Source organism: Streptomyces sp. NPDC037389, assembly GCF_040636475.1.
In the GTDB taxonomy this organism is placed as follows: domain Bacteria; phylum Actinomycetota; class Actinomycetes; order Streptomycetales; family Streptomycetaceae; genus Streptomyces; species Streptomyces hesseae.
Genome location: NZ_JBEZUS010000001.1, coordinates 568,913 through 592,813, shown reverse-complemented (window position 1 = coordinate 592,813; position 23,901 = coordinate 568,913). Strand labels below are relative to the sequence as shown.

General features: G+C 71.5%; 16 protein-coding genes. 6 read left to right on the top strand and 10 right to left on the bottom strand.

The window, feature by feature from the left end:
- Positions 1-34: 34 nt before the first annotated feature.
- A complete protein-coding gene (locus tag AB0E98_RS02775; protein WP_361697805.1) occupies positions 35-3,097 on the bottom strand; it encodes an endo-alpha-N-acetylgalactosaminidase family protein in 3,063 nt (1,020 codons plus the stop codon).
- A 138-nt stretch (positions 3,098-3,235) separates the two neighbouring features.
- On the opposite strand from AB0E98_RS02775, the gene AB0E98_RS02770 reads away from it, so the two are divergent.
- Both AB0E98_RS02770 and AB0E98_RS02765 read left to right on the top strand, forming a co-directional pair.
- Complete coding sequence (locus tag AB0E98_RS02770) at positions 3,236-3,640, top strand: VOC family protein (RefSeq protein ID WP_361697803.1); 405 nt, start codon at positions 3,236-3,238, stop codon at positions 3,638-3,640.
- 126 nt (positions 3,641-3,766) lie between these two features.
- Complete coding sequence (locus AB0E98_RS02765; protein ID WP_361697801.1) at positions 3,767-4,939, top strand: trypsin-like serine protease; 1,173 nt, start codon at positions 3,767-3,769, stop codon at positions 4,937-4,939.
- A gap of 49 nt (positions 4,940-4,988) precedes the next feature.
- Here AB0E98_RS02765 and AB0E98_RS02760 read toward each other — a convergent pair whose 3' ends face one another.
- The 5 genes from AB0E98_RS02760 to AB0E98_RS02740 all read right to left on the bottom strand — a co-directional run bounded on the left by AB0E98_RS02760 (position 4,989) and on the right by AB0E98_RS02740 (position 9,814).
- Positions 4,989-5,714, bottom strand: a complete 726-nt coding sequence (locus AB0E98_RS02760) for an MBL fold metallo-hydrolase (RefSeq protein ID WP_361697799.1) — start codon at positions 5,712-5,714, stop codon at positions 4,989-4,991.
- An 82-nt stretch (positions 5,715-5,796) separates the two neighbouring features.
- A complete protein-coding gene (locus AB0E98_RS02755; RefSeq protein ID WP_361697797.1) occupies positions 5,797-6,963 on the bottom strand; it encodes a histidine kinase in 1,167 nt (388 codons plus the stop codon).
- Positions 6,960-7,643, bottom strand: a complete 684-nt coding sequence (locus AB0E98_RS02750; protein ID WP_361697796.1) for a response regulator transcription factor — start codon at positions 7,641-7,643, stop codon at positions 6,960-6,962. Before AB0E98_RS02750 ends, AB0E98_RS02755 begins: the two co-directional genes overlap by 4 nt.
- A 177-nt stretch (positions 7,644-7,820) precedes the next feature.
- Positions 7,821-8,645 carry a hypothetical protein gene (locus AB0E98_RS02745; protein WP_361697794.1) on the bottom strand — a complete coding sequence of 275 codons (825 nt, stop codon included), beginning with the start codon at positions 8,643-8,645 and terminating at the stop codon, positions 7,821-7,823.
- Between the two features lie 380 nt (positions 8,646-9,025).
- On the bottom strand, positions 9,026-9,814 hold the full coding sequence (locus AB0E98_RS02740; RefSeq protein ID WP_361697792.1) for a serine protease: 789 nt from the start codon (positions 9,812-9,814) through the stop codon (positions 9,026-9,028).
- Positions 9,815-10,052: 238 nt separating this feature from the next.
- Between AB0E98_RS02740 and AB0E98_RS02735 the strand changes: the two genes are divergently transcribed.
- Positions 10,053-10,919 carry a hypothetical protein gene (locus AB0E98_RS02735; RefSeq protein WP_361697790.1) on the top strand — a complete coding sequence of 289 codons (867 nt, stop codon included), beginning with the start codon at positions 10,053-10,055 and terminating at the stop codon, positions 10,917-10,919.
- Positions 10,920-10,950: 31 nt separating this feature from the next.
- Here AB0E98_RS02735 and AB0E98_RS02730 read toward each other — a convergent pair whose 3' ends face one another.
- Both AB0E98_RS02730 and AB0E98_RS02725 read right to left on the bottom strand, forming a co-directional pair.
- Complete coding sequence (locus AB0E98_RS02730; RefSeq protein ID WP_361697788.1) at positions 10,951-12,003, bottom strand: hypothetical protein; 1,053 nt, start codon at positions 12,001-12,003, stop codon at positions 10,951-10,953.
- A 26-nt stretch (positions 12,004-12,029) separates the two neighbouring features.
- On the bottom strand, positions 12,030-13,874 hold the full coding sequence (locus AB0E98_RS02725; protein ID WP_361697786.1) for a polysaccharide deacetylase family protein: 1,845 nt from the start codon (positions 13,872-13,874) through the stop codon (positions 12,030-12,032).
- A 566-nt stretch (positions 13,875-14,440) separates the two neighbouring features.
- On the opposite strand from AB0E98_RS02725, the gene AB0E98_RS02720 reads away from it, so the two are divergent.
- From AB0E98_RS02720 to AB0E98_RS02710, 3 genes are all read left to right on the top strand, one after another.
- On the top strand, positions 14,441-15,691 hold the full coding sequence (locus AB0E98_RS02720; protein ID WP_361697784.1) for a glycosyltransferase: 1,251 nt from the start codon (positions 14,441-14,443) through the stop codon (positions 15,689-15,691).
- A 61-nt stretch (positions 15,692-15,752) separates the two neighbouring features.
- Positions 15,753-16,946, top strand: coding sequence for a UDP-N-acetylglucosamine 2-epimerase (non-hydrolyzing) (wecB, locus tag AB0E98_RS02715; RefSeq protein WP_361697782.1), 1,194 nt, complete (start codon positions 15,753-15,755; stop codon positions 16,944-16,946).
- Positions 16,943-17,620 carry a calcium-binding protein gene (locus AB0E98_RS02710; RefSeq protein ID WP_361697780.1) on the top strand — a complete coding sequence of 226 codons (678 nt, stop codon included), beginning with the start codon at positions 16,943-16,945 and terminating at the stop codon, positions 17,618-17,620. The genes wecB and AB0E98_RS02710 overlap by 4 nt, the downstream gene beginning before the upstream one ends.
- 46 nt (positions 17,621-17,666) lie before the next feature.
- On the opposite strand, the gene AB0E98_RS02705 is transcribed toward AB0E98_RS02710, so the two are convergent.
- Together AB0E98_RS02705 and gltB are read right to left on the bottom strand one after the other, a co-directional pair.
- Positions 17,667-19,127 carry a glutamate synthase subunit beta gene (locus AB0E98_RS02705; protein ID WP_361697778.1) on the bottom strand — a complete coding sequence of 487 codons (1,461 nt, stop codon included), beginning with the start codon at positions 19,125-19,127 and terminating at the stop codon, positions 17,667-17,669.
- Positions 19,120-23,697 carry a glutamate synthase large subunit gene (gltB, locus tag AB0E98_RS02700; protein WP_361698153.1) on the bottom strand — a complete coding sequence of 1,526 codons (4,578 nt, stop codon included), beginning with the start codon at positions 23,695-23,697 and terminating at the stop codon, positions 19,120-19,122. The genes AB0E98_RS02705 and gltB overlap by 8 nt, the downstream gene beginning before the upstream one ends.
- Between the last annotated feature and the right edge of the window lie 204 nt (positions 23,698-23,901).

The window sequence follows — 23,901 nt, the reverse complement described above, 5'->3', positions numbered from 1 at the left end:
GACGGTGGCCAACGGGACGGAACCCCGTGGTTGTTTATTGCCCGACTAACTGCACGATGAAGCCATCCAGGCAGAACTCAGCAGTCCCGTTGTCCCCCACTTTCCGCAGTCCCACCCACGCCTCACCCGTATCCGGTGCCGTGAACTCGTATGAGAATGTGGCCGGTCGCTCGGCGACGGGGAGGGGCGTACGGACCAGCTCGCGCGCTCCCGGTTCGTCGACGGCCGTCACCCATGCGTACTGGCCCGCCCGCTCGTTCTCGTAGCGGAAGGACACCCGGTAGCGGCGCCCCGCCGCGAAGCGCACGGTGTGGGGCACGGTGCGGTAGACCACACCAAGGTTCTCGCCGCGCGACTTCAGCGACTGGGTGCCATCGATGACGTCGTCGACGGCCTTGCCGTTCCAGCCGCGCTGGGTGTAGGGCGCGTGCCGTTGGGCGATATGGGTGCGCGGGTCGGTGGCCCCGCCCGCGTCCCCCTTGACGAAGGGGCCCCAGCCCTGGGGCACGTTCTCGAAGTCCTCAAGGACGAGGGCGCCCCCGGCGCCGGCCCGGCGGCCGGGCACCACGCGGACGGCGTCGAACCGCACCCGCGCCCGGCCGGGGCCGGCCGTCAGCGCGAGGGTCACGGGCCCGCCGCCCTCCGGCACGGTGAACCAGGTGAACATCCGCTGGAAGCGGGTGCCGTGCTTGCTGTCGGCGGCCACGAAATTGCCGGCCGTGGAGGTGTCCGTCCAGTTCGTCGCGGTGATCCCGTCGGCGGTGCGGACGGTCAGCGCGGCCCGGCGCCGCTCCCCCGCGACGGCGCCGACCTCGACCTGGACGGACGCCGCGTAGGTGCCGGGCCGCAGACGGGCGAGCCGCTGGCTCACGGTGGCCGCCTCCCCCGCGCCGATCACCAGCTCCGGGTTGCCGAGGGCGCTGCGCTCGACGCGGGCGGGGCCGCTGACCTGCCAGGCGTCGAGGGTGCCGGAGGTGAAGGACGGGTCGCGCAGGGGGGTGCCCTCGCCCCAGCGGGGGTCGCGGCGGGCCGGGCGTCCGTCCGGGCGGGTCAGGACATAGGGCTGAGCGGGGGCCGCCCGGAGGGTGACGCGGCCGTCCCGTACCGGCAGCCGGAGGGTGTCGGTACGGCCCTGGTCGGTGAGGCGGTGGAGGGCGACGGCGCGCAGCCGGGACCATGCGCGGGGCAGGGTCCAGGTGGTGGTGCCGCCGTGCGGGTTGTAGTGGTAGAGCCTGTCGGGGTCGGTGGCGCGGCGGGGCTCCCAGGGGAGGAGGTAGGTGCCGCCGCGGTAGACGACGCGTCCGTCGGTGACGATCGTCCTGGTGCCGTCGGTGTCCGAGACGGAGGTCCCGGCCGGGCCGGCGAAGGTGATCTCGTGGTCGGTCCAGGTGAGGACCGGGTGTGCCTGGAGGTATTTGGCGGGGAGGTTGTCGGTCCAGATCAGGCGGTGGAAGGCCGTCCAGTCGGTCTTGCCCTGCCAGCCCTCGAAGGTGCCGAGGCGGGCGGTGCCCAGGAGGGGCCATTTGTCGGCGAAGACGTCCTTCTGGTGGTGGCGGATGAAGCGGATGAGCTTGGAGTTGACGCCGCGTGAGGTGTCGGGGCCGTAGTCGGTCTCGGCGGCCCAGTGGGACCAGAGGCTGGAGCGTTCCAGTCCGTTTCCCCATTCGCTGGTGATCCGCCAGCCCTGGGCGCGCAGTTCGCGCTGGAGGCGGTCGGAGGTCCAGCCGGATTCGCGGAAGACGTCGATGTAGAGGGTGTCGAGTGCCGGGTCGGTCTCCTCGCGCAGCCGGCGGAAGCGGCGGACGATGTCGCCGGAGAGCAGGTCGCGGCGTGGGTCGATGCGGTAGGACTGGTCGAGCCAGTCCCACTGGGGGTCGTTCCGGTCGACGAGCGTCTCGGAGAAGGCGTGGGCGACGGGGTAGGACTCGGTGGTGTTGACGTGGACGGCGAAGTCGCTGTTCCAGCGTTTTCCCGCGCGCAGCAGGGTGTTGAGGTCGGTGAGGCCGCCGGCGCGGGTGTTGTAGTTGCCGCCGTAGTCGGGGTGGGCGGAGTCGTGGCCCTCGGACTGGTAGCCCTTCAGGAGGGTGAACTGCCGCAGTCCGTCGGTGGCGAGGTGGACGCGTTTGACGTTGTCGAGGACGGCGAGGAACGGGTTGGTGGCCTGGCCGGCGAAGTTGAAGGGGATGTGGGGGACGACGCGCAGGTGCTGCTCGTCGGCGCCGAGGGGGTCGGTCATGATGTCGCGGGTGGCGATGGCCGCGTCCTGCCAGTCGGCCTTGCCGTCGCCGTTGCGGTCGCGGGTGACGACGACGTGGACGTACGGCAGGGGCTCGGTGTCGTGGGCGGGGGCGCCGGCGGCGCGGTGGGTCCACTGGCCGCAGGCGATCTGGGCCTTGGTGTAGCCGTCGCGGGCGAGGACCTGCCGGCGGAAGCGGCCGTTCTCCCAGGCGGTGGCGGCGTCGGGCCGGTCGTGGACGGTGTTCGTCTCGATGCCGCCGCCGAGTTCGCCGGTGGCGACGACGGCGTAGGCGCAGCCGGTGGGCGTGGCGTCGGGTGGTGTGGTGGGGGTGGGGCGGATGTGGATGTCGCCGCTCTTGGCGGCGTCCAGCTGGAGGCGGGCGGCGAGGAGTTCCGCGCCGGGCTGGGTGCTGCGGACGGAGAGGAAGGCGAGGCCGGGGACGCGCAGGGTGCCGACGGGGAGTGAGGGGGTCTCGGTGATCCGGGTGACGCGCCAGTCCACGCGGGAGCCGTGGACGTGGATCTCGACGTCGACGCGGGTGCCGGCGGGGAGGGTGAGGGTGTACGCGGCGCGGTCGGCGGTGAGGGACACGGTGACGTCCGGGGTGTGCTCGGTCTCGTCGACGAGCAGGGCCGTGACGGGGTCCTCCTGGCCGTGGAGGACGGCGCCGGTGGCGCGGTCGGTGTAGGAGACGATCCGGGGGAAGGCCGTGTCGACGTGTACGTCCAGGGCTTCGGAGCGCAGGAGTGCCCCGGCGTCGCGTGCCGTGGCGCGGGCCGGGAGGGCCCCGGCGCCCGCGAGGGCGGCCGCGGTGACGACGACGGCGCGACGGCTGGGGCCGGTGGCTTCTACGGTCACGCCGTCACTGTGTGACGGCAGGGGCGAAGGTGACCATGGACAAAGCCTGTTGTCGTCTTGGACTAACGGGGACCGACGGCGCCACGGGCGGAGGAGAGCGCGACGGGGCCGACGGGCGCGGCGCGGCATGATGGCCTCATGATCGCGAAATTGCAGTGTGTCGTCGTCGACTGTCCCGATCCGCTCGCCCTGGCGCGCTTCTACTCCGCCGTACTCGGCTGGCGGGTGGACGCCGACGACAGCGACCCCGGCTGGGTGTGGCTGACCGATCCGGGCACCCGGCAGCGGATCGCCTTCCAGCGGGTCGAGGGGGAGTACGTCCCGCCCCGCTGGCCGGATCCCGCGCATCCGCAGCAGATGCACCTGGACTTCGACGTCGACACCCGTGAGGACGTGGAGCGTGCCCAGCGGGAGGTCGTCGCGCTCGGCGCGACGTTCCTGCACGACAGCGGCGGCCGGGAGCGCGGGTTCCTGGTGTTCACCGACCCGGCCGGGCACCCCTTCTGCCTCTGCTACGGACAGCAGGGGGTGGTGCCGTCCTGAGACATCAGGAACGCGCCATATCACTTGTTTCCCAGGCCTGGCCGACCTTGATCCACTTCTGGGATCATCGTTCCGGCCGTCCGGACCGTGCCAGATTCTCCCTCATCCGTACCACTAAGGACCTCGATGATCTCTGGCAGACGTCCGCGTGCCGCATGGCTCACGGCTCTCCTTCCCGCGGCCCTCGCCGCCGGCCTGCTCACCTCGGCGCCGGCGCACGCCGTCGTCGGCGACCCGGCCGCCGACGGCGCCTACGCCTTCACCGTGAAGGTGGACATCGGCGACGGCAAGCGGAGTTGCTCGGGCGCGCTGGTGGACCAGCGCTGGGTGATGACCGCGGCGGGCTGCTTCGCCGACGGCACCGCCAAGCCGACCGCCGGGGCGCCGAAGCTGAAGACCACGGTGACGGTCGGCCGTACCGACCTGGGCACCGACAAGGGCCGCACGGTGGCGGTCACGGAGCTGCTCACCCGTGACGACCGTGACGTCGTCCTGGCCGAGCTGGCCGAGCCCGTCACCGATGTCGCCCCGGTCGCCATCGGCGCGGCCGCGCCCGCCCAGGGCGAGGTGCTGCGCGTCGCCGGCTACGGCCGGACGAAGGACGAGTGGGTGCCCTCCCGGCTGCACTCGGCCACCTTCACCGTGGCGTCGGTCCAGGGCACCACGATCGGCCTCGCCGCCAAGGCCCCGGCCGACGCGAGCGTCTGCAAGGGCGACAGCGGCGGCCCGGCGTTCCGGGAGAAGGACGGCCGCGCCGAGCTGGCGGCCATCAGCACCGCCTCCTGGCAGACCGGCTGCCTCGGCTCCACCGAGACCCGCAAGGGCGTCACCGAGACCCGTGTGGACGACCTCGGCCCGTGGGTCCGGCAGGCCCGGCTGAAGACCGCTTCCCTGATGAACGACTTCAGCAAGCGCTGCCTGGTGGTGTCCTGGCGGACGCCGGACAACGGCGGCCCGGCGACGCAGTACGACTGCAACCCCGCCTACGCCGACCAGGTGTGGGAGCTGGAGTCCGTCGCGACCGGCGGCTACCAGATCCGCAACTCCCTCAGCAAGCGCTGCCTCGTCGTCTACGCCAACGGCCAGGACAACGGCTCCCCCGCCGCCCAGCACGACTGCAACCCCGCCTGGGCCGACCAGGTGTGGGACCTCGTGCCGGTCGCGACGGGCGGCTACCAGATCCGCAACGCCCACAGCAAGCGGTGCCTGGTCGTCTTCTCCCGGGACAGCGAGAACGGCTCGCCCGCCGCTCAGTACGACTGCAACCCGGCCTGGGCCGACCAGGTCTGGAAGATCTGAGTCCAGAGCTCGGTGAGTGCGGGGGGCGCCGGTGGCGCCCCCCGCTTCTTCACTCCGTCAGCCGGTCGGCCACGGCCTTCAGGGCCTCTCCCGCCCCGCCCACGATCGGCGTGCCATGGCCGAAACAGGCCGTTTGAACTCCCAGCGTCGACTGACGGCGGAAGGAGGCGACGGCCCTCGGCCGGTCGACGTTGAAGACGCCCAGCATCAGCTCGCCCGCGTTGGCGATGGTGTCACCCGTGAACAGCACCCCGGACCGCGTCAGATGCAGGGCCGTGCTGCCTTCCGTGTGCCCCGGCACCGGTACGACCCGGACCTCCTCGCCCCACTCCAGCACGTCCCCCTCCCCCAGCTCCCGGTCCACCCGGCACGGCCGCACCGGCGGCACGCCCACGAGGCCCGGCTGCACGGACTCGAACAGCGGGACCTCCCAGTCCTCCAGCACCGGCGGCGGCCCCTGCAGCGCGCCCCGGATCACGGCCGCGTCCCCCGCGCCCGCCAGCACCCTCGCCCCCGTGGCCTCGGCCAGCTCGGCCGCCGAGCCCACGTGGTCCACATGGAAGTGGGTCAGCACGATCTCCCGGACGTCCTCCGGGCGGGCACCCAGCCTCGCCAGCTCGTCCAGGATCCGCTCCGCATGCCCCGGCAGCCCCGTGTCCACCAGCGCCCAGCCCTCCGCGCCCGGCAGGCGCACCGCGTACGCCTGGCCCACCGCGAACGTCATCATCCAGATATTGGGCGTCACTTGAGAGGTTTCGATCGTCGTCTCCGTCATACGGTCACGCTAAGCGCGCGCCGCGTGGAGACCCCGGTCTTTGCGCCGTCGGCGGATTGAGCCCCCGGCGAACGTACGGACGTCAGGCGGGCTCGCCCCGGGCCGCCCGGTCCACCGGGAACAGCGCGGTCACCTGCCAGCCGCCCTCCGGGGCCGGCCCGGCCCGCAGCGAGCCGCCCATCGCCTTGGCGCGCTCGGTCAGCCCGACGAGCCCGAAGCCGCCGCCCCGGGCCTTCTCCGCCAGCTGGGCGCCCCGCTTGCCGTCGTCCGCGATGCGCAGTTCTACGCCCGAGGGGACGCCGCGCACCCCGATCCGTACGGCCGTGGCGTCGGCGGCGTGCTTGCGGATGTTGGTGAGGGACTCGCGGACGACGCGGTGGACGCCCGCCGCGACCTCGCCCGGGATCCAGTTCTCCATGCCCCGCTCGATGTACAGGGCGACGGGCGGGCCGGTACTGGCGAACTCCTCGGTCAGGGCGCGGACCTCCGGCAGCCCGGCGACGGGCTCGGTCTCGGCCTCCCCCTCGCGCAGCACGCCGACCAGGCGGCGCATGGCGCCCAGCGCCTCGCTCGCCGACGTCTCGATGCGCTGGAAGGCTCCGGCCGCCGCGGGGCCCTCCAGGGCCGTGAAGCGGGCGGCCTGGGCCTGCACCGCGATGCCCGTGATGTGGTGGGCGACGAGGTCGTGGAGCTCACGGGCGAGTTCGAGCCGTTCGGCGGTGCGGACGGCGGCCAGGTCGCGGACGCGCTGGCGGGCGTGGCCGCGCAGCAGCAGGGAGTAGGTGCCGACGACCACCAGCAGCATGGAGAAGAGCGCGGTGAACCACTGGGGGTTGAGGTCGCGCATGGGCGCGGCGACGACCGCCACCGCGAGCAGCGGTCCGAGGACGCCCGCGGCGCGGTTGGAGGCGCGGCTGACGACGACGGTGAACAGCACGAGCAGGGCGACGTCCTCGCCCATGCCCCAGACGATCCGGGGATGCTGTCCGATCATCAGGACGGCGGAGGCGACGAGGGAGATGCCGGTCGCGATGCTCGCGCGCACGGTCAGCGGGATCCAGCTGTAGGGGACGGCGCACAGGCAGACGAGGACGCCGGAGGCGAGGACGATGGCGTGCGGCCGGCTCGGCTGGCGGGCCAGGGCGATGCCCTCCAGGCCGACGAGGCAGAGCAGGACCGCCCCCAGGACGGCCTTGGCGACTGTGGCCCGCCGGGGGTAGCGGACGGCCCATCCGGCCCATCTGCTCATGTGCCGCCCGTGGCCAGCCCGCTCTCCCAGGCCCAGGCGGCGATCTCGACGCGGTTCCGGGCGTCGAGCTTGAGCTGCACATTGGCCAGGTGGGTCTTGACCGTGGACAGGGAGACGAACAGTTCGGCGGCGATCTCGGCGTTGGTGGCGCCGCGGGCGAGGCAGCGCACGACGTCGGCCTCGCGGTCGGTGAGGGGTTCGGCGGGCCGCCGGGCGGCGGCCGGCGGGCTCGTGCTCGCGGGGGCCATGTCGCGCAGCAGCCGGACGGTGATCGCGGGGGAGATCAGGGAGTCGCCGACGGCGGCGGCGTGGACGGCCTCGACGAGCATGGCGGGGCTGGCGTCCTTCAGCAGGAAGCCGGAGGCGCCGTTGCGCAGCGCGGTGTGGACGTATTCGTCGAGGTCGAAGGTGGTGACGATGACGATGCGGGGGCGCTGCGCCCGGTCGGGGTGGGCGGCGGCGTGGGCGGACAGTCGGCGGGTGACCTCCAGGCCGTCCAGCTTGGGCATGCGGATGTCGAGGAGGAGGACGTCGGGGTCGTGCTCCTCGACGGCCGCCAGGGCGGCCTCGCCGTCGACGACGTCGGCGACGACGTCGATGTCGGGCTGGCTCTCCAGGATCATCCGGAACCCGGTGCGGACCATCTCCTGGTCGTCCGCGATGACCACGCTGATCGCCATACTGTGCCCTCGCTCCTCGGAAGCCTTGAGAAGAAGCCATGGCGCGGCCGCCATGGTGGGGTGTCGCTCGGAGAGCCATGGCCACGCTGCCGGGCCCCTCCATGTCACCGGGGGTGCGGGAGCGCCGCAACCGCAGCTCTCCCCGGCCCCCGGCCGTGCCCCCCTACGAAGGTCCGGTCAGTCGGCGCTCCGCCCGTTGCGGCGCAGCGCGACGCGGACGCCGTAGGCGCCGCCGGCGGCGAGCAGGGCGATGCCGCCGACGATGACGGGGGTGCCGACCTCTCCGGCGTCGTGGCTGGCCTTGATCACCTGGCCGGCCTCGACCACCCGCTTGACGGGGTTGCCGGAGGTGTCGTGGTGCGGCTTGGCGTGTCCCCGGTCCTTGACCTGGACGTCCTGGGAGGCCTTGGCGCGGGTGTCGCCGGGGTGTGCGGCGTGTGTGGTGTGCCCGGCAGCGGGGACCTTGCGGTAGTCCTTGATCGTGTCGCCGGTGGCGGCGAGGCGGTCGAGGTCGGTGCCGTCGAGGGTGTGGCGCAGGGAGCCGGAGGCGAAGTCGTAGTAGTTCGGCAGCCGGCTGCCGTCGAGCTGGGCGCGCAGGGTGGGGTGGGTGGTGTCGGCGCCGAGGATCCGCAGGTGGAGCCGGTCGAGCTCGGCCGAGGGGCGGCCGGCGTCGATCGTGTGGCGCGCTCCGCCGTGGGTGACGGTGACGGTGGCCGGTCCGTTGCCGGAGGTCAGCCGGGCCCGGCTGCCGTCGGGGAGGAGCACCTGCCGGACGGTGGTGCCGGGGCGGCCCGGGCGGGTGTCGTGGTCGGCGCGGCCGGACGTACCGGCCGCGCCGTCCGCCGGTACGGCCGCCACGGCGGGGGCGGTGTCGGCGGGCTTGCCCACGACGATGACGTCGGTGTCCCGGTCCGCCGCGACGGCGGTCGCCGCCGGGTACGCCACGGCCGCGACGGCGGCGGCGAGGACGGTGGCGGCGGCGAGGCGGGACTTGACGGACACGGGGTGCCTTTCCATGGCGGGCGGCTCGGTCGGCCGCCGGTCCTCGGCAGCCGCGTCCATTACGTTACGGACGTTTATCCGCCCCACACCTCGACTGTCCGACCATTCTCGTCTCGGCCGAAAGGATGACAGGGCCCCTCCCGCGTCATACCAAAGTGCGGCTCGGCGGGGTCGGGGGCGGGCCGCCGGAACCCGCGCCGGCGCTGGTCCGTCCGGGTGTGGACGGCCGCGCGTACGGGTGAGGACCGCGCGGTACCGGCCTGGTCGGACGGTCGGGGCGCGGGTCGCGTGGTACAGGCCGGACGCGCGGTACGGGCCGGGCGGGTCGGGTCGGGTCGGGTCGAATCAGGTCGCGTCGGATCGCCGGTCCGGTCGCCGGTTCAGCCGCCGAGGCTCGCGGCGGCGGAGGCGATGTCCGGGGCGAAGGTGCTCACCTCGGTGTAGACGCCGGGGTAGCCGGGGCGGGCGCAGCCGTTGCCCCAGCTGACGATGCCGACCTGGATCCAGGCGCCGCCGTCGTCCTTGCGGAACATGGGGCCGCCGGAGTCGCCCTGGCAGGTGTCCACGCCGCCGGTGTCCATGAGGCCGGCGCAGATCTCCTCGCCGGGGGTGAGGCTGTCGCCGTAGGCGCCCTGGCAGGTGGCGTCGTCGACGTAGGGCACATCGGCCTTGAGCAGGTAGCGCTGCTGGCTGCCGCCCTCGCGGTCGGCGCCCCAGCCGGCGACGGTGAAGGTGCCCTGGTTGTAGGCGGTGGTGTTGGCGATCTTGAGGGTGGGCAGGTCGAGGGGCTTGGCGAGCTTGATCAGTGCCCAGTCCTTGCCCTTGCCGTTGTAGCCGGGGGCCTGGAGGACCCGGGTGGACTTGACCTTGACGGCCTGCGCGGAGTTGAGGTCGACCACGCCGGCGGTGGCGGTGATGGAGGTGTCGGCGCCGCTGCCGTTCACGCAGTGGGCCGCGGTGAGGACGATCTGCCGGGTGTAGAGGGCTCCGCCGCAGCCCATGGACAGCCGCACCATCCAGGGGAACTCGCCCTGCGCGGCGCGGACGCCGCCGACGACACCGGGGCCGGGGTCCGCCGCCCGGGCGGTGCCGGGCTGGAGGCTGAGCGCGGCGAGGGCGACCGCGCCGGCGGCCGTACATCTCCTGAGCGCTTTGAGGTGGTTGCGCAACGCTCTTCCTTTCGTGGGAGGTTGTGCGCATCGCGCCGATGAGCGGGCCGGGGGGCGGTGGGATGCCGGGCCCACGGGGTCCGGGCGGCCCTCCATGGCCTTGTTGGGCTCATGACAATGCGTGTTGCGATTATCGGGCCGGGGGACGGCTGCGACCTAGCCGCCTTTTCGGACAGTCGAGGCCCCGGTTCCGCCCCTACAGTGGAAAGGCAGCGCCAACCTCAGGGGGTGGTCACGCGTGGGCTCGGACGGCATCGAGATCCAGCACGGATTCCCGCACGCCGAGACCGTACGGTCGGCGATCACGGCGCTCTACCGGCGGCTCTCCTACGACGGCGTCCACGCCTTCGCCGCCAGCGTCCTCCCGGTGGACGTGGCCTTCTCCGACGACGAGGACCCCTACCTCGGGGTGCAGCGCGTCGCCCGCGAGATGGTGCGGCACCTGCGGCTGCCGGACGCCCGGATGATCGTCAGCTTCCGCGACATGCGGCACGCCGGGAACGTCGAGCTGGCGGCCGGCCCGGAGTACTTCATCGAGCTCAACTCCCGCTTCAAGGAGCACCGCAGGGACGTCGGCGCCGCCCTCTCGCACGAGGTCATGCACGTCTATCTGCACCGGCTCGGGCTCGAGTTCCCCGGCACCCGGGACAACGAGATCCTCACGGACACCGCCGCCGCGTACCTGGGGGCGGGGTGGCTGTTGCTGGACGCGTACCGGGAGTCGTCGGCCGCCACGCAGAAACTCGGGTACCTCACGCCGGAGGAGTTCGGGTACGTACTGGCGAAGCGGGCCCTGCTCTTCGGGGAGGACCCGTCGCCGTGGTTCACCAGCCCGCAGGCGTACGAGGCGTACACCCGCGGGCGGGATCAGGCGCGCCGCGACGAGCGCCGGCCGCCGCTGGCGGGGGCGGGACGGCTGGGGCGGCACCGGTACACGCGGGACCGGCGGACCGGCGCGGCGTCGGCGGAGGCCGGGTACGCCTTCGAGGACGCCGGGGTCGTCTTTCCGTGTCCCACGTGCTGTCAGCGCATTCGCGTGCCGGTGCGGGGGCGCGTGCGGGCGCGGTGCGCGTTGTGCCGCACGGAGCTGGAGTGCGACACGTAGGTTTCCGGGGGCTGCGCCCCCGGGCCCCCCGCTATGGCTTACCCCACCACTTCCGCAGGACCTTCTCCGCCGGCTTTCCGTGCGGCGTGTACGCCAGCCGCTTCGCCGTCTCGCCGCTGTCCGGCCAGTCGTCCCACATCCACCAGCACACGCCCGCCCACCAGGGCTTGCCGTCGAAGGCGGCGAACAGGGCCTCGTAGGCGGCGGCCTGTTCGGCGTCGCCGTCGCGCTTGCTGACGGTCCAGGAGTACGGGGCCGTGGTCGTGCCGCGCTGGCTGACGTAGCCCGCCTCGGTGAAGAGGATCTTCCGGTGCTGCCGGGCCGAGAACGCGGCGAGCTCGTCCACGATGGGCCGCCAGCCCTCCCGCAGCCGGTCCGCGTCCGCGGTTGCCTTGTCGGCCAGCGGCCAGTAGGCGTCGATGCCGATGACGTCGAGGTCCTGCCAGAAGGGGATCTTCTGGTACTCGTCGTAGTTGGCGGCGTACGTCAGCGGGCCCTTGTAGTGCCCGCGGATCGCGGCGATGGTCCTTCCCCAGCGCTCACCGTCCCGCGAGGTGCCCGCGAGCTCGGTGCCGACGGAGAACTGCTCGACGCCCGTGTCGGCGGCCAGTTGGGCGTAGTGGGTGATGAAGCGTCCGTACGCCGCGAACCAGGCGTCCCGGTCCTTGGGCTTGATCTCCGCGCGGTCGCCGCCCTTGGCCAGGTCCACATGGGGCTTGATCATCGTCTTCAGCCCCGAGTCATGGGCGAGTTTGACGATGTGCCGCAGGCTGTCGTCGCTCGCCGTCTCGCCCGTGGTGCGCATGGCCGAGTCGGTGACGCGGTCCTGGTACCAGGTGGGGGTGAAGGTCACCCACCGGGCGCCGGTGGCGGCGATCTGCCGAAGATACGTTTCGGCCTTGGGACTGGCGTAGTCGTCGGTGTTCCACGAGGGGAGCGTCATGCCCCGCAACCCGCTCACCTTCCTGTCGTCGGGCCGGTCGCTCGCGGACGGGCCGGGGGTGGGGTCCTCGCCGCCGGACGACGAGCATCCGGCGACGAGGAGGACGGCCACCGTCGCCAGGGCGGCGGCCGTCCTCCTCATCACGTTCACTTAACTCGGGCTCCTGTTCACTGAGCGAGAGCCGTCGGGCCGACGAAGGTGTAGCCCAGGGCCTTGATGCCCTCGACCGTCTGCTTCAGCGGGTCCACGGCGTAGTAGGGGTGGTAGAAGAAGCTGGCCACTCCGTCCCGGACCGCCAGATTGGCCTTGGCGGAGGCGATCAGGTCGGCGGGGAGCCGTGCCGGGTGGTTGTTGTAGGGCACGGGCTCGTAGTTCCCGATGTTCTCGGGGAGCACGGTCGTACCGTAGACGTCCTTGACCGAGTACGGGAAGAACTGACCGATGTACCGCGCGGGGTTCACCGTTCCGCCGCTCAGCGTTCCGGCGAAGTACAGCGAACGCTCCAGCCGTGCCGTGTAGTTCAGTCCGAAGACCTTGTAGTCGGCGGCCGAGGCGGCGTAGTGCGGGGTCGTCCAGAGGGTGGGCTTGGGCAGGCCGGCCGCGGTGAAGCCGGCGAGGGCCGAGGTGACCCGGCTCTGGGCCCAGACGGCGTTGTCCTCGGCGGGCGGCCCGTCGTAGATCACGTTGTCGCTCGCGTCGACGTGGGCGCGGAAGAACTCGAAGTCGTCGCCCGTGACCCCGGTGTAGGGGTTGTTGACGTTGCTGTACTGGTGGGTGTAGCCGTGGTCCATCAGGACCGCGCCGTGCTGGAGCATGTACTGCAGCGCGGAGACGACCAGCGGGGCCTGGGCCAGAGTGATCGTCTCGGCCTTGCCGCTGTTGTAGACGCCCTTGGGGTCGGTGTAGACGGGGATGACGTTGATCCCGTAGGGGATGTTCTGCGAGGCCAGGTAATCGGCCATCGCCCGCAGCTCCGTCGGGTCGGACTTGGGGCTGATGTCCTCCAGCCGGACGAACGCCCGGTGGCGCTCGGCGGTCGCCGGGGCGAGCGCGTCGAAGAGGAGGTCCTCGAAGACGATCACGCGGTCCGACTCGGAGACGTAGGTGAAGGGGATCTCCCCGACGTAGGTGAGGTTCGCCGAGCGGAACGCCCAGGGGCTGGTGGCCCCGCTGTTGGCGTCCGTGGCCTGGGCGAGGGTGGTCACCGCCGGGTAGCCGGCGCCGGAGAGGGCCGGGTGCAGCACACCGCCGTCGTAGCCCGTGGGGATCTTCCGGGTCAGCGTCTGGTTCTTGTACGCGACCTGGGTGATGTTGCCGACGCCGCCGCCGTTGTCGAAGTACGAGTTGGTGGGGTCCCAGCCGTACTTCTTCTTGAAGGTCTCGATGCCCACGGCGTTGGCCATGTTCCAGATGTTGTCGCCGATCCAGTCGATGGGCTTACTGGTCTTCAGCGCGTCCTGGTAGAAGGCGGCCGGGACGGCGTCCGGGATCGTCCCGCCGTAGTACGTCGAGCCCACGTAGATCGTGGCGGTGTACTGCTCCACCATGCCCGCCGTGTAGGCGGAGACGGGCTTGGAGGTGACGGTGCCGAAGTGGCCCGAGAGATTGGCGATCGCCATCGCGTAGAGCTCGCCGAGGTAGCCGTAGGGCCCCGTGTTGTCGTAGAGGACGAGGGCCGAGGGGCCGGCCGGGGCGGCGAGGGCCTGGGCGGCGGCGGACTTGACGGTCGCCGGGGCCGTGGCCGGGGTGACGGTGAGGGTGCGCGCGCGGCGCTTGCGGTCGTTCGCCAGCCGGGCGGCGACCCACGACTTGAGGTCATTGGTGCTGGCCCCGGAGAGCGAGGCCTTGTCGACCCCCTTGAGGCCGTAGGAGGGGCGGGGCTTCCAGCCACCGCCGCCGCCTATCGCGGCCTCGGCGCCCGTCGAAAGTGCGAAGCCGCCCAGCAGGGCGGCGATGACGGACAGGACGAGTGGGACCCGGGAAAGTCGCGCTCTTCCCCACTTGTTTTTCATTTTTGTTCCCCCTGATTGGCCGGCCTTTGCCGGCTATTGGCCGGTCCTTCACCTCGGGGCGCCGCCGATGAGCGCGCCGGCCGTTGCCGTGAAGTCCCAACAGTTGGCTGATTCTTGTGCTCCGTCAGAAGAGTGTCAATAGACAGCGATGGTCCGTACCGTGCAATTACTAACAACCCAATTGGTGCAGACCTTCGACCCCATCCGTCACACGCGCCACACGATCAGGCATAACTACCGGTTGGTCCACAGAATTCTCTGTTCCGATTCAACATCTCTCACCATGAAGGGTTAATTGCAGCTAGTCATCTGATATCTTCCCTGCGCATGCCTCGGCACGACGAACGAGGCGCAATCCGGGGGGAACTCATGTACGGAAAACCCGCTCTGGGGACAGTCCTGCCTTTGGCCGGACTGACGGCAGCCCCAGAAGTTATGCCGGGCATACCCTTTGCCAGGGGACTCCAGGAAGCGGCCGGTGCCGGATTCCTGCTCTACTGCGCGATAGCCGTGGCGCTTCTTACGGCGAAATTCTGGTTCGTTCTCCGGAACTCCGGTGAACATTCATGATCACGGAGGTTCTTCTCTGGGCCAGTGTCGCCATCATCGTGATGGCGGGCTGCTACAACTCCACCCTGTTCGTCCTGTCGAGACGACGGGTGCGCCGTGACCGCGGCCCCCGCGCCGAACGCCTCTACATCTTTCTCCTCGCCTGTCTGAACGAGGAGAAGGTGCTCACCGAGAGCCTGGCCCGGATCACCTCACTTCCGGCCGGGAACTTCATGGCCCTCGTCATCGACGACGCCTCCGAGGACCGCACCGCCGAGATCGCCCGCACCGCCGACCCCGACCGGGTCAGGCTCCTCCAGCGGCATCTGCCCAACGCCCGCAAGGGCAAGGGCGCGGCCCTCAACGCGGGCATCCGCCATCTGCGGGAATCCGGCATCCTCGACGGCCGCGACCCCGCCGACGTCATCGTCTGCGTCGTGGACGCCGACGGCCGTCTCGACCCCCACATCGTCCAGGCGGTCGACCCCTACTTCGACGACCCGCGCACCGGCGCCACCCAGGTCGGCGTGCGCATGTACAACCGTCATCAAGGCGTCCTCGCCCGGCTCCAGGACATGGAATTCGTCATCTACGGCGACATCTTCCAGACCGCCCGGCGCTACTTCGGCAGCGTCGGCATGGGCGGCAACGGCCAGTTCATGCGGCTCGCCGCCCTCGACACCCTGATGAAGGACGGCAACGGCCCCTGGAGCGACTCCCTGACCGAGGACCTCGATCTCGGAGTACGCCTGATCGCACGTGGCTGGACCAACCACCACTGCACCACCGCCGCGGTCAGCCAGCAGGCGGTGCTCGACGTACGCCGCCTGGTGCGCCAGCGCTCCCGCTGGTTCCAGGGACACCTCCAGTCCGCCGGCCTGGTGCCCATGATCCTGCGCGAGGTGCCCACCAAGGCCGCCGTCGACCTGCTCTACCACCTCTCCAGCCCGGTCCTGATCCTGCTCACCTCGCTGCTGCCGCTGTCCTTCGTCGTCGCCGTCGGCGGCACCGTCGTCGGCTCCATCGAGGCCGGACGCCCGCTGGTGTCCCCCATGTGGATCATCGGCCCGTACGTCCTGTCCTTCGCCGCGGCGTACGCCTACGGCTGGGTCTACTCACGACGCGAGCGGGGGCTCGGACTCGTCCGCGCCGTCCTCCTCTCCCACCTCTTCGTCATCTACGGCTACATCTGGTTCGCGGCCGGCTGGTGGGGCCTGTGGCGCATGCTCACGGGCAAGCAGACCTGGCTCAAGACCGCGCGCACCTGACGCGCGACTCCTCCACGCATCTCCACTCATCGGTCAAGCACGCACCTTCCGAGGGAGAACCATGTCCCCGAACGTCATCACCACGCCCGTGCGCGCCATGCTCGTCCTGGGCACGCGGCCGGAAGCCATCAAGCTCGCGCCCGTGGCCCGCGCCATGGCCGCCTCCCCGCTCTTCGAACCCGTCGTCGTCACCACCGGCCAGCACCGCGAGATGCTCCACCAGATGCTGGAGCTCCTCCAGGTCCCCGCGAGCGTCGAGCTCGACGTGATGCGCGACCGGCAGGAACTCTCCAAGCTCACCGCCCGGCTGGTGGACGGACTGGGCGACGTCGTCCGCGCCGAGCGGCCCGACCTCGTCGTCGTCCAGGGCGACACCACCACCGCCCTCACCGGCGCCCTCGCCGCCTTCTACGAGCACGTGCCCGTCGCCCACGTGGAGGCCGGGCTGCGCACCGGGGTGCTGGACAACCCCTTCCCCGAGGAGCTCAACCGCCGCCTCATAGGGCGCATGGCGCGCTGGCACTTCGCGCCCACGACCCGGGCGGCCGGCCACCTCACCGCGGAGGGGGTGCCGGCCGCCGAGGTGTTCGTCACCGGCAACACCGTCATCGACAACCTGCTGTGGGTGCTGGACCAGGGCACCGGCCGCGACCTCTTCCACAGCGACCTGCGGCGCGTCCTGGTCACCCTCCACCGTCGCGAGAACCAGGGCGACAAGATGCGCGCCATGGGCCGCACCCTGCGCCGTCTCGCCGACCGGGGCGACGTGGAGATCGTCCTGCCGCTCCACAAGAGCCCCGCCGTCCGCGAGGCCCTGCTGCCGGAGCTGTCCGACCACCCGGCCGTCCGGATCGTCGAGCCGCTGGGCTATGTGGACTTCTCCGCCACGCTCGCCGGCTGCGACCTCGTCCTGACCGACTCCGGCGGCATCCAGGAGGAGGCCCCCACCCTCGGCAAGCCCACCCTGGTGCTGCGCACCACCACCGAGCGGCCCGAGGCGGTGGAGTCGGGCGCGGCCCGGCTCGTGGGCACCGAACCGCAGGCCATCCTGGAAGCCGCGATGGATCTGCTGGACGACCAGGAGGCATACGCGCGCATGGCGAAGGCCGGTAATCCCTTCGGGGACGGACTCGCCACCGAGCGGATCGTGGCGCAACTGGCCGAGGACTTCGGGGCGGACGCCGGCGCGGCGCCCACGCCGGAGCCGCTGATCGTCCCCCAGCCCGGCGGTCCGGGGTCATACTCGACGGCATGACGAGAGTTCACCGGCTCCTCGCCCTCGCTCTGTTCGGCGCCGCCGCCGTGGCGGGGCTCGCCTTCGCGGTGAACGCGATCCGGGGCGGCGGGGACGGCGAGCCGGCCCGGCCGTGGACCGAGGGATCGGTCCACGGCCCGTGGCGTTCGGTCTTCGACGGGCACGGCGAGAACATCGGCCGCCACGACGGCCTGGCCCTCTCCCCCAAGCCCTCGCGGGAGCCGGGCGAGACCCACGCCGGGCTGATCGTGTCGACCCAGGAGTACGGCGACATGAACCTCCAGGCCCGGATGCGCACGGTCGCCCAGCTGCGCACCCCCAAGCCCAATCCCTGGGAGGTGCCGTGGCTGGTGTGGGCGTACAAGGACCCGGAGCACTTCTACTACATCACCCTCAAGCCCAACGGCTGGGAGCTGGGCAAGCGTGATCCGGCGTACCCCGGTGGCCAGCGGTTTCTGGCCACGGGCTCGGACGGCTTCCCGATCGGCCGTTGGTCGGGGGTGAAAGTGGCCCAGCGCGGGGCGCACATGGAGGTGAGCGTCGACGGCAAGGGCCTGGTCGCCTACGAGGACCGGGAGCGCCCGTATCTGCGGGGCGGCATCGGGGCGTACACGGAGGACGCCCGGGTGGTGTTCAGCGACATCACGGCGGAGCCGGCGGAACAAGCGGAATAACCGGGCGGGCCGACCACGGTGTCGGCCCGCCCGGTGTGCGGTTCCGCTACGCCGTCAGCGCGCGGTCGGTCGGGAGGACCGGCGCGGGCAGCGTGCTGGAACCCGTCAGGTAGCGGTCGACACCGCGTGCGGCGGAGCGGCCCTCCGCGATGGCCCAGACGATCAGGGACTGGCCGCGGCCCGCGTCACCGGCGACGAAGACGCCCGCCACGTTGGTGGCGTAGTCCGCGTCGCGTGCGATGTTCCCGCGGTCGTCCAGTTCCAGGCCGAACTGTTCGACGAGACCGTTCTGCCGGTCCGTTCCCGTGAAACCCATCGCGAGGGTGACGAGCTGGGCCGGGATGCGACGTTCGGTACCCGGCTTCTGCGTCAGCTTGCCCTCGATGAACTCGACCTCGGCCAGGTGCAGCCACTGGACGTTGCCGTCCTCGTCGCCCTCGAAGCGGGTGGTGGAGACGGAGTAGACGCGCTCGCCGCCCTCCTCGTGCGCCGAGGTGACCTTGTAGAGCATGGGGAAGGTCGGCCAGGGCTGGTGGGGGGCGCGCTCCTCCCCCGGCCGGGGCATGATCTCCAGCTGGGTGACGGAGGCCGCGCCCTGCCGGTGGGCGGTGCCGACGCAGTCGGCTCCGGTGTCGCCGCCGCCGATGACGACGACGTGCTTGCCCTCGGCGGTGATGGGCGTGGTGACGTAGTCGCCCTCCTGGACCTTGTTGGCGGCGGGCAGGTACTCCATGGCGTAGTGGACGCCGTTGAGGTCGCGGCCGGGGACGGGCAGGTCGCGGGAGGTGGTGGCGCCGGCGGCGATGACGACGGCGTCGTAGCGCCGGCGCAGCTTGGCCGCGTCGATGTCGCGCCCGATCTCCACCTCGGTGCGGAACTTGGTGCCCTCCGCGCGCATCTGCTCGATGCGCCGGTTGATGTGCCGCTTCTCCATCTTGAACTCGGGGATGCCGTAGCGCAGCAGGCCGCCGACGCGGTCGGCGCGCTCGTAGACGGCGACGGTGTGGCCGGCGCGGGTCAGCTGCTGGGCGGCGGCGAGGCCGGCCGGGCCGGAGCCGATGACGGCGACGGTCTTGCCGGAGAGCCGCTCGGGCGGCTGGGGGGTGACGTCGCCGGATTCCCAGGCCTTGTCGATGATGGTGACTTCGACGTTCTTGATGGTGACGGGCGCCTGGTTGATGCCCAGCACACAGGCGGACTCGCAGGGCGCGGGGCAGAGGCGGCCGGTGAACTCGGGGAAGTTGTTGGTCGCGTGGAGTCGCTCGGACGCGGCCTGCCAGTCGTCGCGGTAGGCGTAGTCGTTCCACTCGGGGATGAGGTTCCCCAGCGGGCAGCCGTTGTGGCAGAACGGGATGCCGCAGTCCATGCAACGGCCGGCCTGCTTGCTGATGACCGGCAGGAGGGAGCCGGGGACGTAGACCTCGTTCCAGTCGCGGACCCGTTCCCCGGTGGGGCGGGTGCGGGCGAGGACGCGGTCGGTGGTCAGAAAGCCCTTCGGGTCAGCCATGGGTCGCCGCCTCCATCATCTTCCGGTGGGTCTCGGTCTCGGTCAGACCGGCTCGCTCGGCGGCGTCCTTGGCGGCGAGCACTGCCTTGTAGGTGGTGGGCAGGACCTTGCGGAAGCGGGTCGCTGCCGTGTCCCAGTCGGCGAGGAGGCCGGCCGCGACGGTGGAGGCGGTCTCCTCGTGGTGGCGGCGCACCACGTCGTGCAGCCACCGGCGGTCGGCGTCGTCGAGGGGTTCGACGGCTCCGGCCAGTTCCTTGTTGACGTTGCGGGGGTCGAGGTCGACGACGTAGGCGACGCCGCCGGACATGCCGGCCGCGAAGTTGCGGCCGGTGGGGCCGAGGACGACGGCCCGGCCGCCGGTCATGTACTCGCAGCCGTGGTCGCCGACGCCCTCGGAGACCACGGTGGCGCCGGAGTTGCGGACGCAGAAGCGCTCGCCGACGCTGCCGCGCAGGAACATCTCGCCGCCGGTGGCGCCGTAGGCGAGGGTGTTGCCGGCGATGGTGGAGTACTCGGCGAGGTGGTCGGCGCCCCGGTCGGGGCGGACGACGATCCGGCCGCCGGAGAGGCCCTTGCCGACGTAGTCGTTGGCGTCGCCCTCCAGGCGCAGGGTGACGCCGCGCGGCAGGAAGGCGCCGAAGGACTGGCCGGCGGAGCCGGTGAAGGAGATGTCGACGGTGTCGTCGGGCAGGCCCGCGCCGCCGTACTTCTTGGTGACCTCGTGGCCGAGCATGGTGCCGACGGTCCGGTTGACGTTGCGGATGGCCACCTGGGCGCGGACGGGCTGGGGGGCCTCGTCGCCGACGGTGTTCAGGGCGTCGGCGGCCAGCTTGATCAGCTGGTTGTCGAGCGCCTTGGCCAGGCCGTGGTCCTGGGCGGTGGTGCGGTGGCGCACGGCGCCGGCGGGCAGGTCGGGGACGTGGAGCAGCGGTTCCAGGTCCAGGCCCTGGGCCTTCCAGTGGCCGACGGCGCGGGTGACGTCGAGGAGCTCGGCCTGGCCGACGGCCTCCTGGAGGGTGCGGAAGCCCAGCTCGGCGAGGAGCTCGCGGACCTCCTCGGCGATGAATTCGAAGAAGTTGACGACGAATTCGGCCTTGCCGTTGAACCGTTCGCGCAGGACGGGGTTCTGGGTGGCGATGCCGACGGGGCAGGTGTCGAGGTGGCAGACGCGCATCATGACGCAGCCGGAGACGACGAGGGGCGCGGTCGCGAAGCCGAACTCCTCGGCGCCGAGGAGGGCGGCGATCACGACGTCGCGGCCGGTCTTGAGCTGGCCGTCGGTCTGGACGACGATGCGGTCGCGCAGGCCGTTGAGGAGGAGGGTCTGCTGGGTCTCGGCGAGGCCCAGCTCCCAGGGGCCGCCCGCGTGCTTGAGCGAGGTGAGCGGGGAGGCGCCGGTGCCGCCGTCGTGGCCGGAGATCAGGACGACGTCGGCGTGGGCCTTGGAGACACCCGCGGCGACCGTGCCGACGCCGACCTCGGACACCAGCTTCACATGGACACGGGCGGCGGGGTTGGCGTTCTTGAGGTCGTGGATGAGCTGGGCGAGGTCCTCGATGGAGTAGATGTCGTGGTGCGGGGGCGGCGAGATCAGGCCGACGCCCGGGGTGGAGTGCCGGGTCTTCGCGACCCAGGGGTAGACCTTGTGGCCGGGCAGCTGGCCGCCCTCGCCGGGCTTGGCGCCCTGGGCCATCTTGATCTGGATGTCGTCGGAGTTGACGAGGTATTCGCTGGTCACGCCGAAGCGGCCGGAGGCCACCTGCTTGATGCTGGAGCGGCGTGCGGGGTCGTAGAGGCGCTCGGGGTCCTCGCCGCCCTCACCGGTGTTGGACTTCGCGCCCAGCCGGTTCATGGCGATGGCGAGGGTCTCGTGGGCCTCCTGGGAGATGGAGCCGTAGGACATGGCGCCGGTGGAGAAGCGCTTGACGATCTCGCTGACGGGCTCGACCTCGTCGAGGGGGATGGAGCCGCGGTCGCCCTTGAAGGCGAACAGTCCGCGCAGGGTCATCAGCCGCTCGGACTGCTCGTCCACGCGCCGGGTGTACTGCTTGAAGATGTCGTAGCGGCGGGCGCGGGTGGAGTGCTGGAGCCGGAAGACGGTCTCCGGGTCGAAGAGGTGCGGCTCGCCCTCGCGCCGCCACTGGTACTCGCCGCCGATCTCCAGACGGCGGTGGCTGGCGGGGATGCCGGTGGCGGGGTAGGCCTTGGCGTGGCGGGCGGCGACCTCGCGGGCGACGACGTCCAGCCCGGCGCCGCCGATCTTGGTGGCGGTGCCGTGGAAGTAGGCGTCGACGAAGGCCCCGTCGAGGCCGACGGCCTCGAAGACCTGGGCGCCCCGGTAGGAGGCGACGGTGGAGATGCCCATCTTGGACATCACCTTCAGGACGCCCTTGCCCAGTGCCTTGATGAGGTTGCGGATGGCGTCCTCGGGGTCGAGGTTCGGGAGATCCCGAAAATACGTGCCGGCGCGGACGAGGTCCTCGACGGACTCCATCGCCAGGTACGGGTTCACGGCCGCCGCGCCGTAACCGATGAGCAGCGCGACGTGGTGGACCTCGCGGACGTCACCGGCCTCGATCAGCAGCCCGACCTGGGTGCGCTGCTTGGTGCGGATGAGGTGGTGGTGGATGGCCGAGGTGAGCAGCAGGGACGGGATGGGGGCGTGCTCGGCGTCGGAGTGCCGGTCGGAGAGCACGATGAGCCGGGCGCCGTTCTCGATGGCGGCGTCGGCCTCCGCGCACATGGCCGCGAGGCGGGCGGCGAGCGCCTCGCCGCCCCCGGCGACGCGGTAGAGGCCGGAGAGCGTCGCGGCCTTGAGGCCGGGCAGGTCGCCGTCGGCGTTGATGTGGATGAGCTTGGCGAGCTCGTCGTTGTCGATGACGGGGAACGGCAGGGTGACGCTGCGGCAGGACGCGGCGGTGGGGTCCAGCAGGTTGCGCTGCGGTCCGAGGGAGGAGATCAGCGAGGTGACGAGCTCCTCGCGGATGGCGTCCAGCGGGGGGTTGGTGACCTGCGCGAAGAGCTGGGTGAAGTAGTCGAAGAGCAGCCGCGGCCGCTCGGACAGCGCCGCGATCGGCGAGTCCGTGCCCATCGAACCGATGGGCTCCGCCCCGGCCTTGGCCATCGGGGCGAGGACGACGCGCAGCTCCTCCTCGGTGTAGCCGAAGGTCTGCTGGCGGCGGGTGACGGAGGCGTGGGTGTGCACGATGTGCTCGCGCTCGGGGAGGTCGGCGAGGTCGATGAGACCGGCCTCCAGCCACTCCTGGTAGGGCTGTTCGGCGGCGAGGGCGGCCTTGATCTCGTCGTCCTCGATGATGCGGTGGCCCTCGGTGTCGACGAGGAACATCTTGCCGGGCTGGAGCCGGCCCTTACGGACGACCTTGGCGGGGTCGATGTCGAGGACGCCGACCTCGGAGGAGAGCACGACGAGGCCGTCGTCGGTGACCCAGTAGCGCCCGGGGCGCAGGCCGTTGCGGTCGAGGACGGCGCCGACGACGGTGCCGTCGGTGAAGGTGACGCAGGCCGGGCCGTCCCAGGGCTCCATCAGGGTGGAGTGGTACTGGTAGAAGGCCCGCCGGGCGGGGTCCATGGAGGCGTGGTTCTCCCAGGCCTCGGGGATCATCATCAGCACGCTGTGCGGGAGCGACCGGCCGCCGAGGTGGAGCAGCTCCAGGACCTCGTCGAAGGAGGCGGAGTCGGAGGCGTCGGGGGTGCAGACGGGGAAGGTCCGCTCCATCGGCGCGTCCCCGAACAGCTCGCTGGCCAGCTGGGATTCCCGTGCCCGCATCCAGTTGCGGTTGCCCTTGACGGTGTTGATCTCTCCGTTGTGGGCGACGAAGCGGTAGGGGTGGGCGAGCGGCCAGCTCGGGAAGGTGTTGGTGGAGAACCGCGAGTGGACCAGCGCGATGGCGGTGGCGCAGCGACGGTCGGAGAGGTCCGGGAAGAACGGCTCCAGCTGCCCGGTGGTGAGCATGCCCTTGTAGACGAGGGTGCGGGCGGAGAGGGAGGGGAAGTAGACGTCCGCCTCGCGCTCGGCGCGCTTGCGGAGGACGAAGGCCTTGCGGTCGAGGGCGAGTCCTTCGCCGACCCCGTCCGTGACGCTGTGCTGGTCCGAAACGAAGAACTGCCGGAAGGCGGGCATCGTGGCGCGGGCGTCGGCGCCGAGCAGCTCGGGGGTGACGGGGACGGTGCGCCAGCCGAGGACGGTCAGGCCCTCTTCGGCGGCGATCGTCTCGATCCGCGAGACTGCGGTGGCCGCCTCCTCGTCGTCGGCGGGGAGGAAGGCGATGCCGACGGCGTACGCGCCGGGGGCGGGGAGCTCGAATCCCTCGACGCTCTCCCGGAGGAAGGCGTCGGGGATCTGCATCAGGATGCCGGCGCCGTCCCCGGTGTCGGGGTCGGATCCGGTGGCGCCGCGGTGCTCCATATTGCGCAGGACGGTGAGCGCCTGTTCGACGAGCTCATGGCTCGCCTCGCCGGTGAGAGTCGCGACAAAGCCCACGCCACAGGCGTCGTGCTCGTTCCGCGGGTCGTACATCCCCTGCTGGGCGGGGTGGGATGCGTGGCGCATCGGCGCTCCCGTCGTCGTCTTGGCAGTCATGGCGTGATGCATGTGCCGAGGGACGACGTTGGCCCTCGCCGAAAGAAGGTGGTGCAGGCTTACATGATGGTTCGCTTCTCAAGGAGCGGAAGGGGGAGTCCATCATGTGGACACCAGGTGTGTTCGGGCAGGCGCTCCGGGATCCCTGGGATCGCCAGGCCCGGCCGCGCCGGA

What these genes read in the sequence shown, in the direction of transcription:
- AB0E98_RS02770 (WP_361697803.1), top strand. Translation starts at nt 3,236, where the DNA reads ATGATCGCGAAATTGCAGTGTGTCGTCGTCGACTGTCCCGATCCGCTC.
- AB0E98_RS02765 (WP_361697801.1), top strand. Translation starts at nt 3,767, where the DNA reads ATGATCTCTGGCAGACGTCCGCGTGCCGCATGGCTCACGGCTCTCCTT.
- AB0E98_RS02760 (WP_361697799.1), bottom strand. Translation starts at nt 5,714, where the DNA reads ATGACGGAGACGACGATCGAAACCTCTCAAGTGACGCCCAATATCTGG.
- AB0E98_RS02755 (WP_361697797.1), bottom strand. Translation starts at nt 6,963, where the DNA reads ATGAGCAGATGGGCCGGATGGGCCGTCCGCTACCCCCGGCGGGCCACA.
- AB0E98_RS02750 (WP_361697796.1), bottom strand. Translation starts at nt 7,643, where the DNA reads ATGGCGATCAGCGTGGTCATCGCGGACGACCAGGAGATGGTCCGCACC.
- AB0E98_RS02730 (WP_361697788.1), bottom strand. Translation starts at nt 12,003, where the DNA reads ATGAGGAGGACGGCCGCCGCCCTGGCGACGGTGGCCGTCCTCCTCGTC.
- AB0E98_RS02725 (WP_361697786.1), bottom strand. Translation starts at nt 13,874, where the DNA reads ATGAAAAACAAGTGGGGAAGAGCGCGACTTTCCCGGGTCCCACTCGTC.
- AB0E98_RS02720 (WP_361697784.1), top strand. Translation starts at nt 14,441, where the DNA reads ATGATCACGGAGGTTCTTCTCTGGGCCAGTGTCGCCATCATCGTGATG.
- wecB (WP_361697782.1), top strand. Translation starts at nt 15,753, where the DNA reads ATGTCCCCGAACGTCATCACCACGCCCGTGCGCGCCATGCTCGTCCTG.
- AB0E98_RS02710 (WP_361697780.1), top strand. Translation starts at nt 16,943, where the DNA reads ATGACGAGAGTTCACCGGCTCCTCGCCCTCGCTCTGTTCGGCGCCGCC.
- AB0E98_RS02705 (WP_361697778.1), bottom strand. Translation starts at nt 19,127, where the DNA reads ATGGCTGACCCGAAGGGCTTTCTGACCACCGACCGCGTCCTCGCCCGC.
- gltB (WP_361698153.1), bottom strand. Translation starts at nt 23,697, where the DNA reads ATGCGCCACGCATCCCACCCCGCCCAGCAGGGGATGTACGACCCGCGG.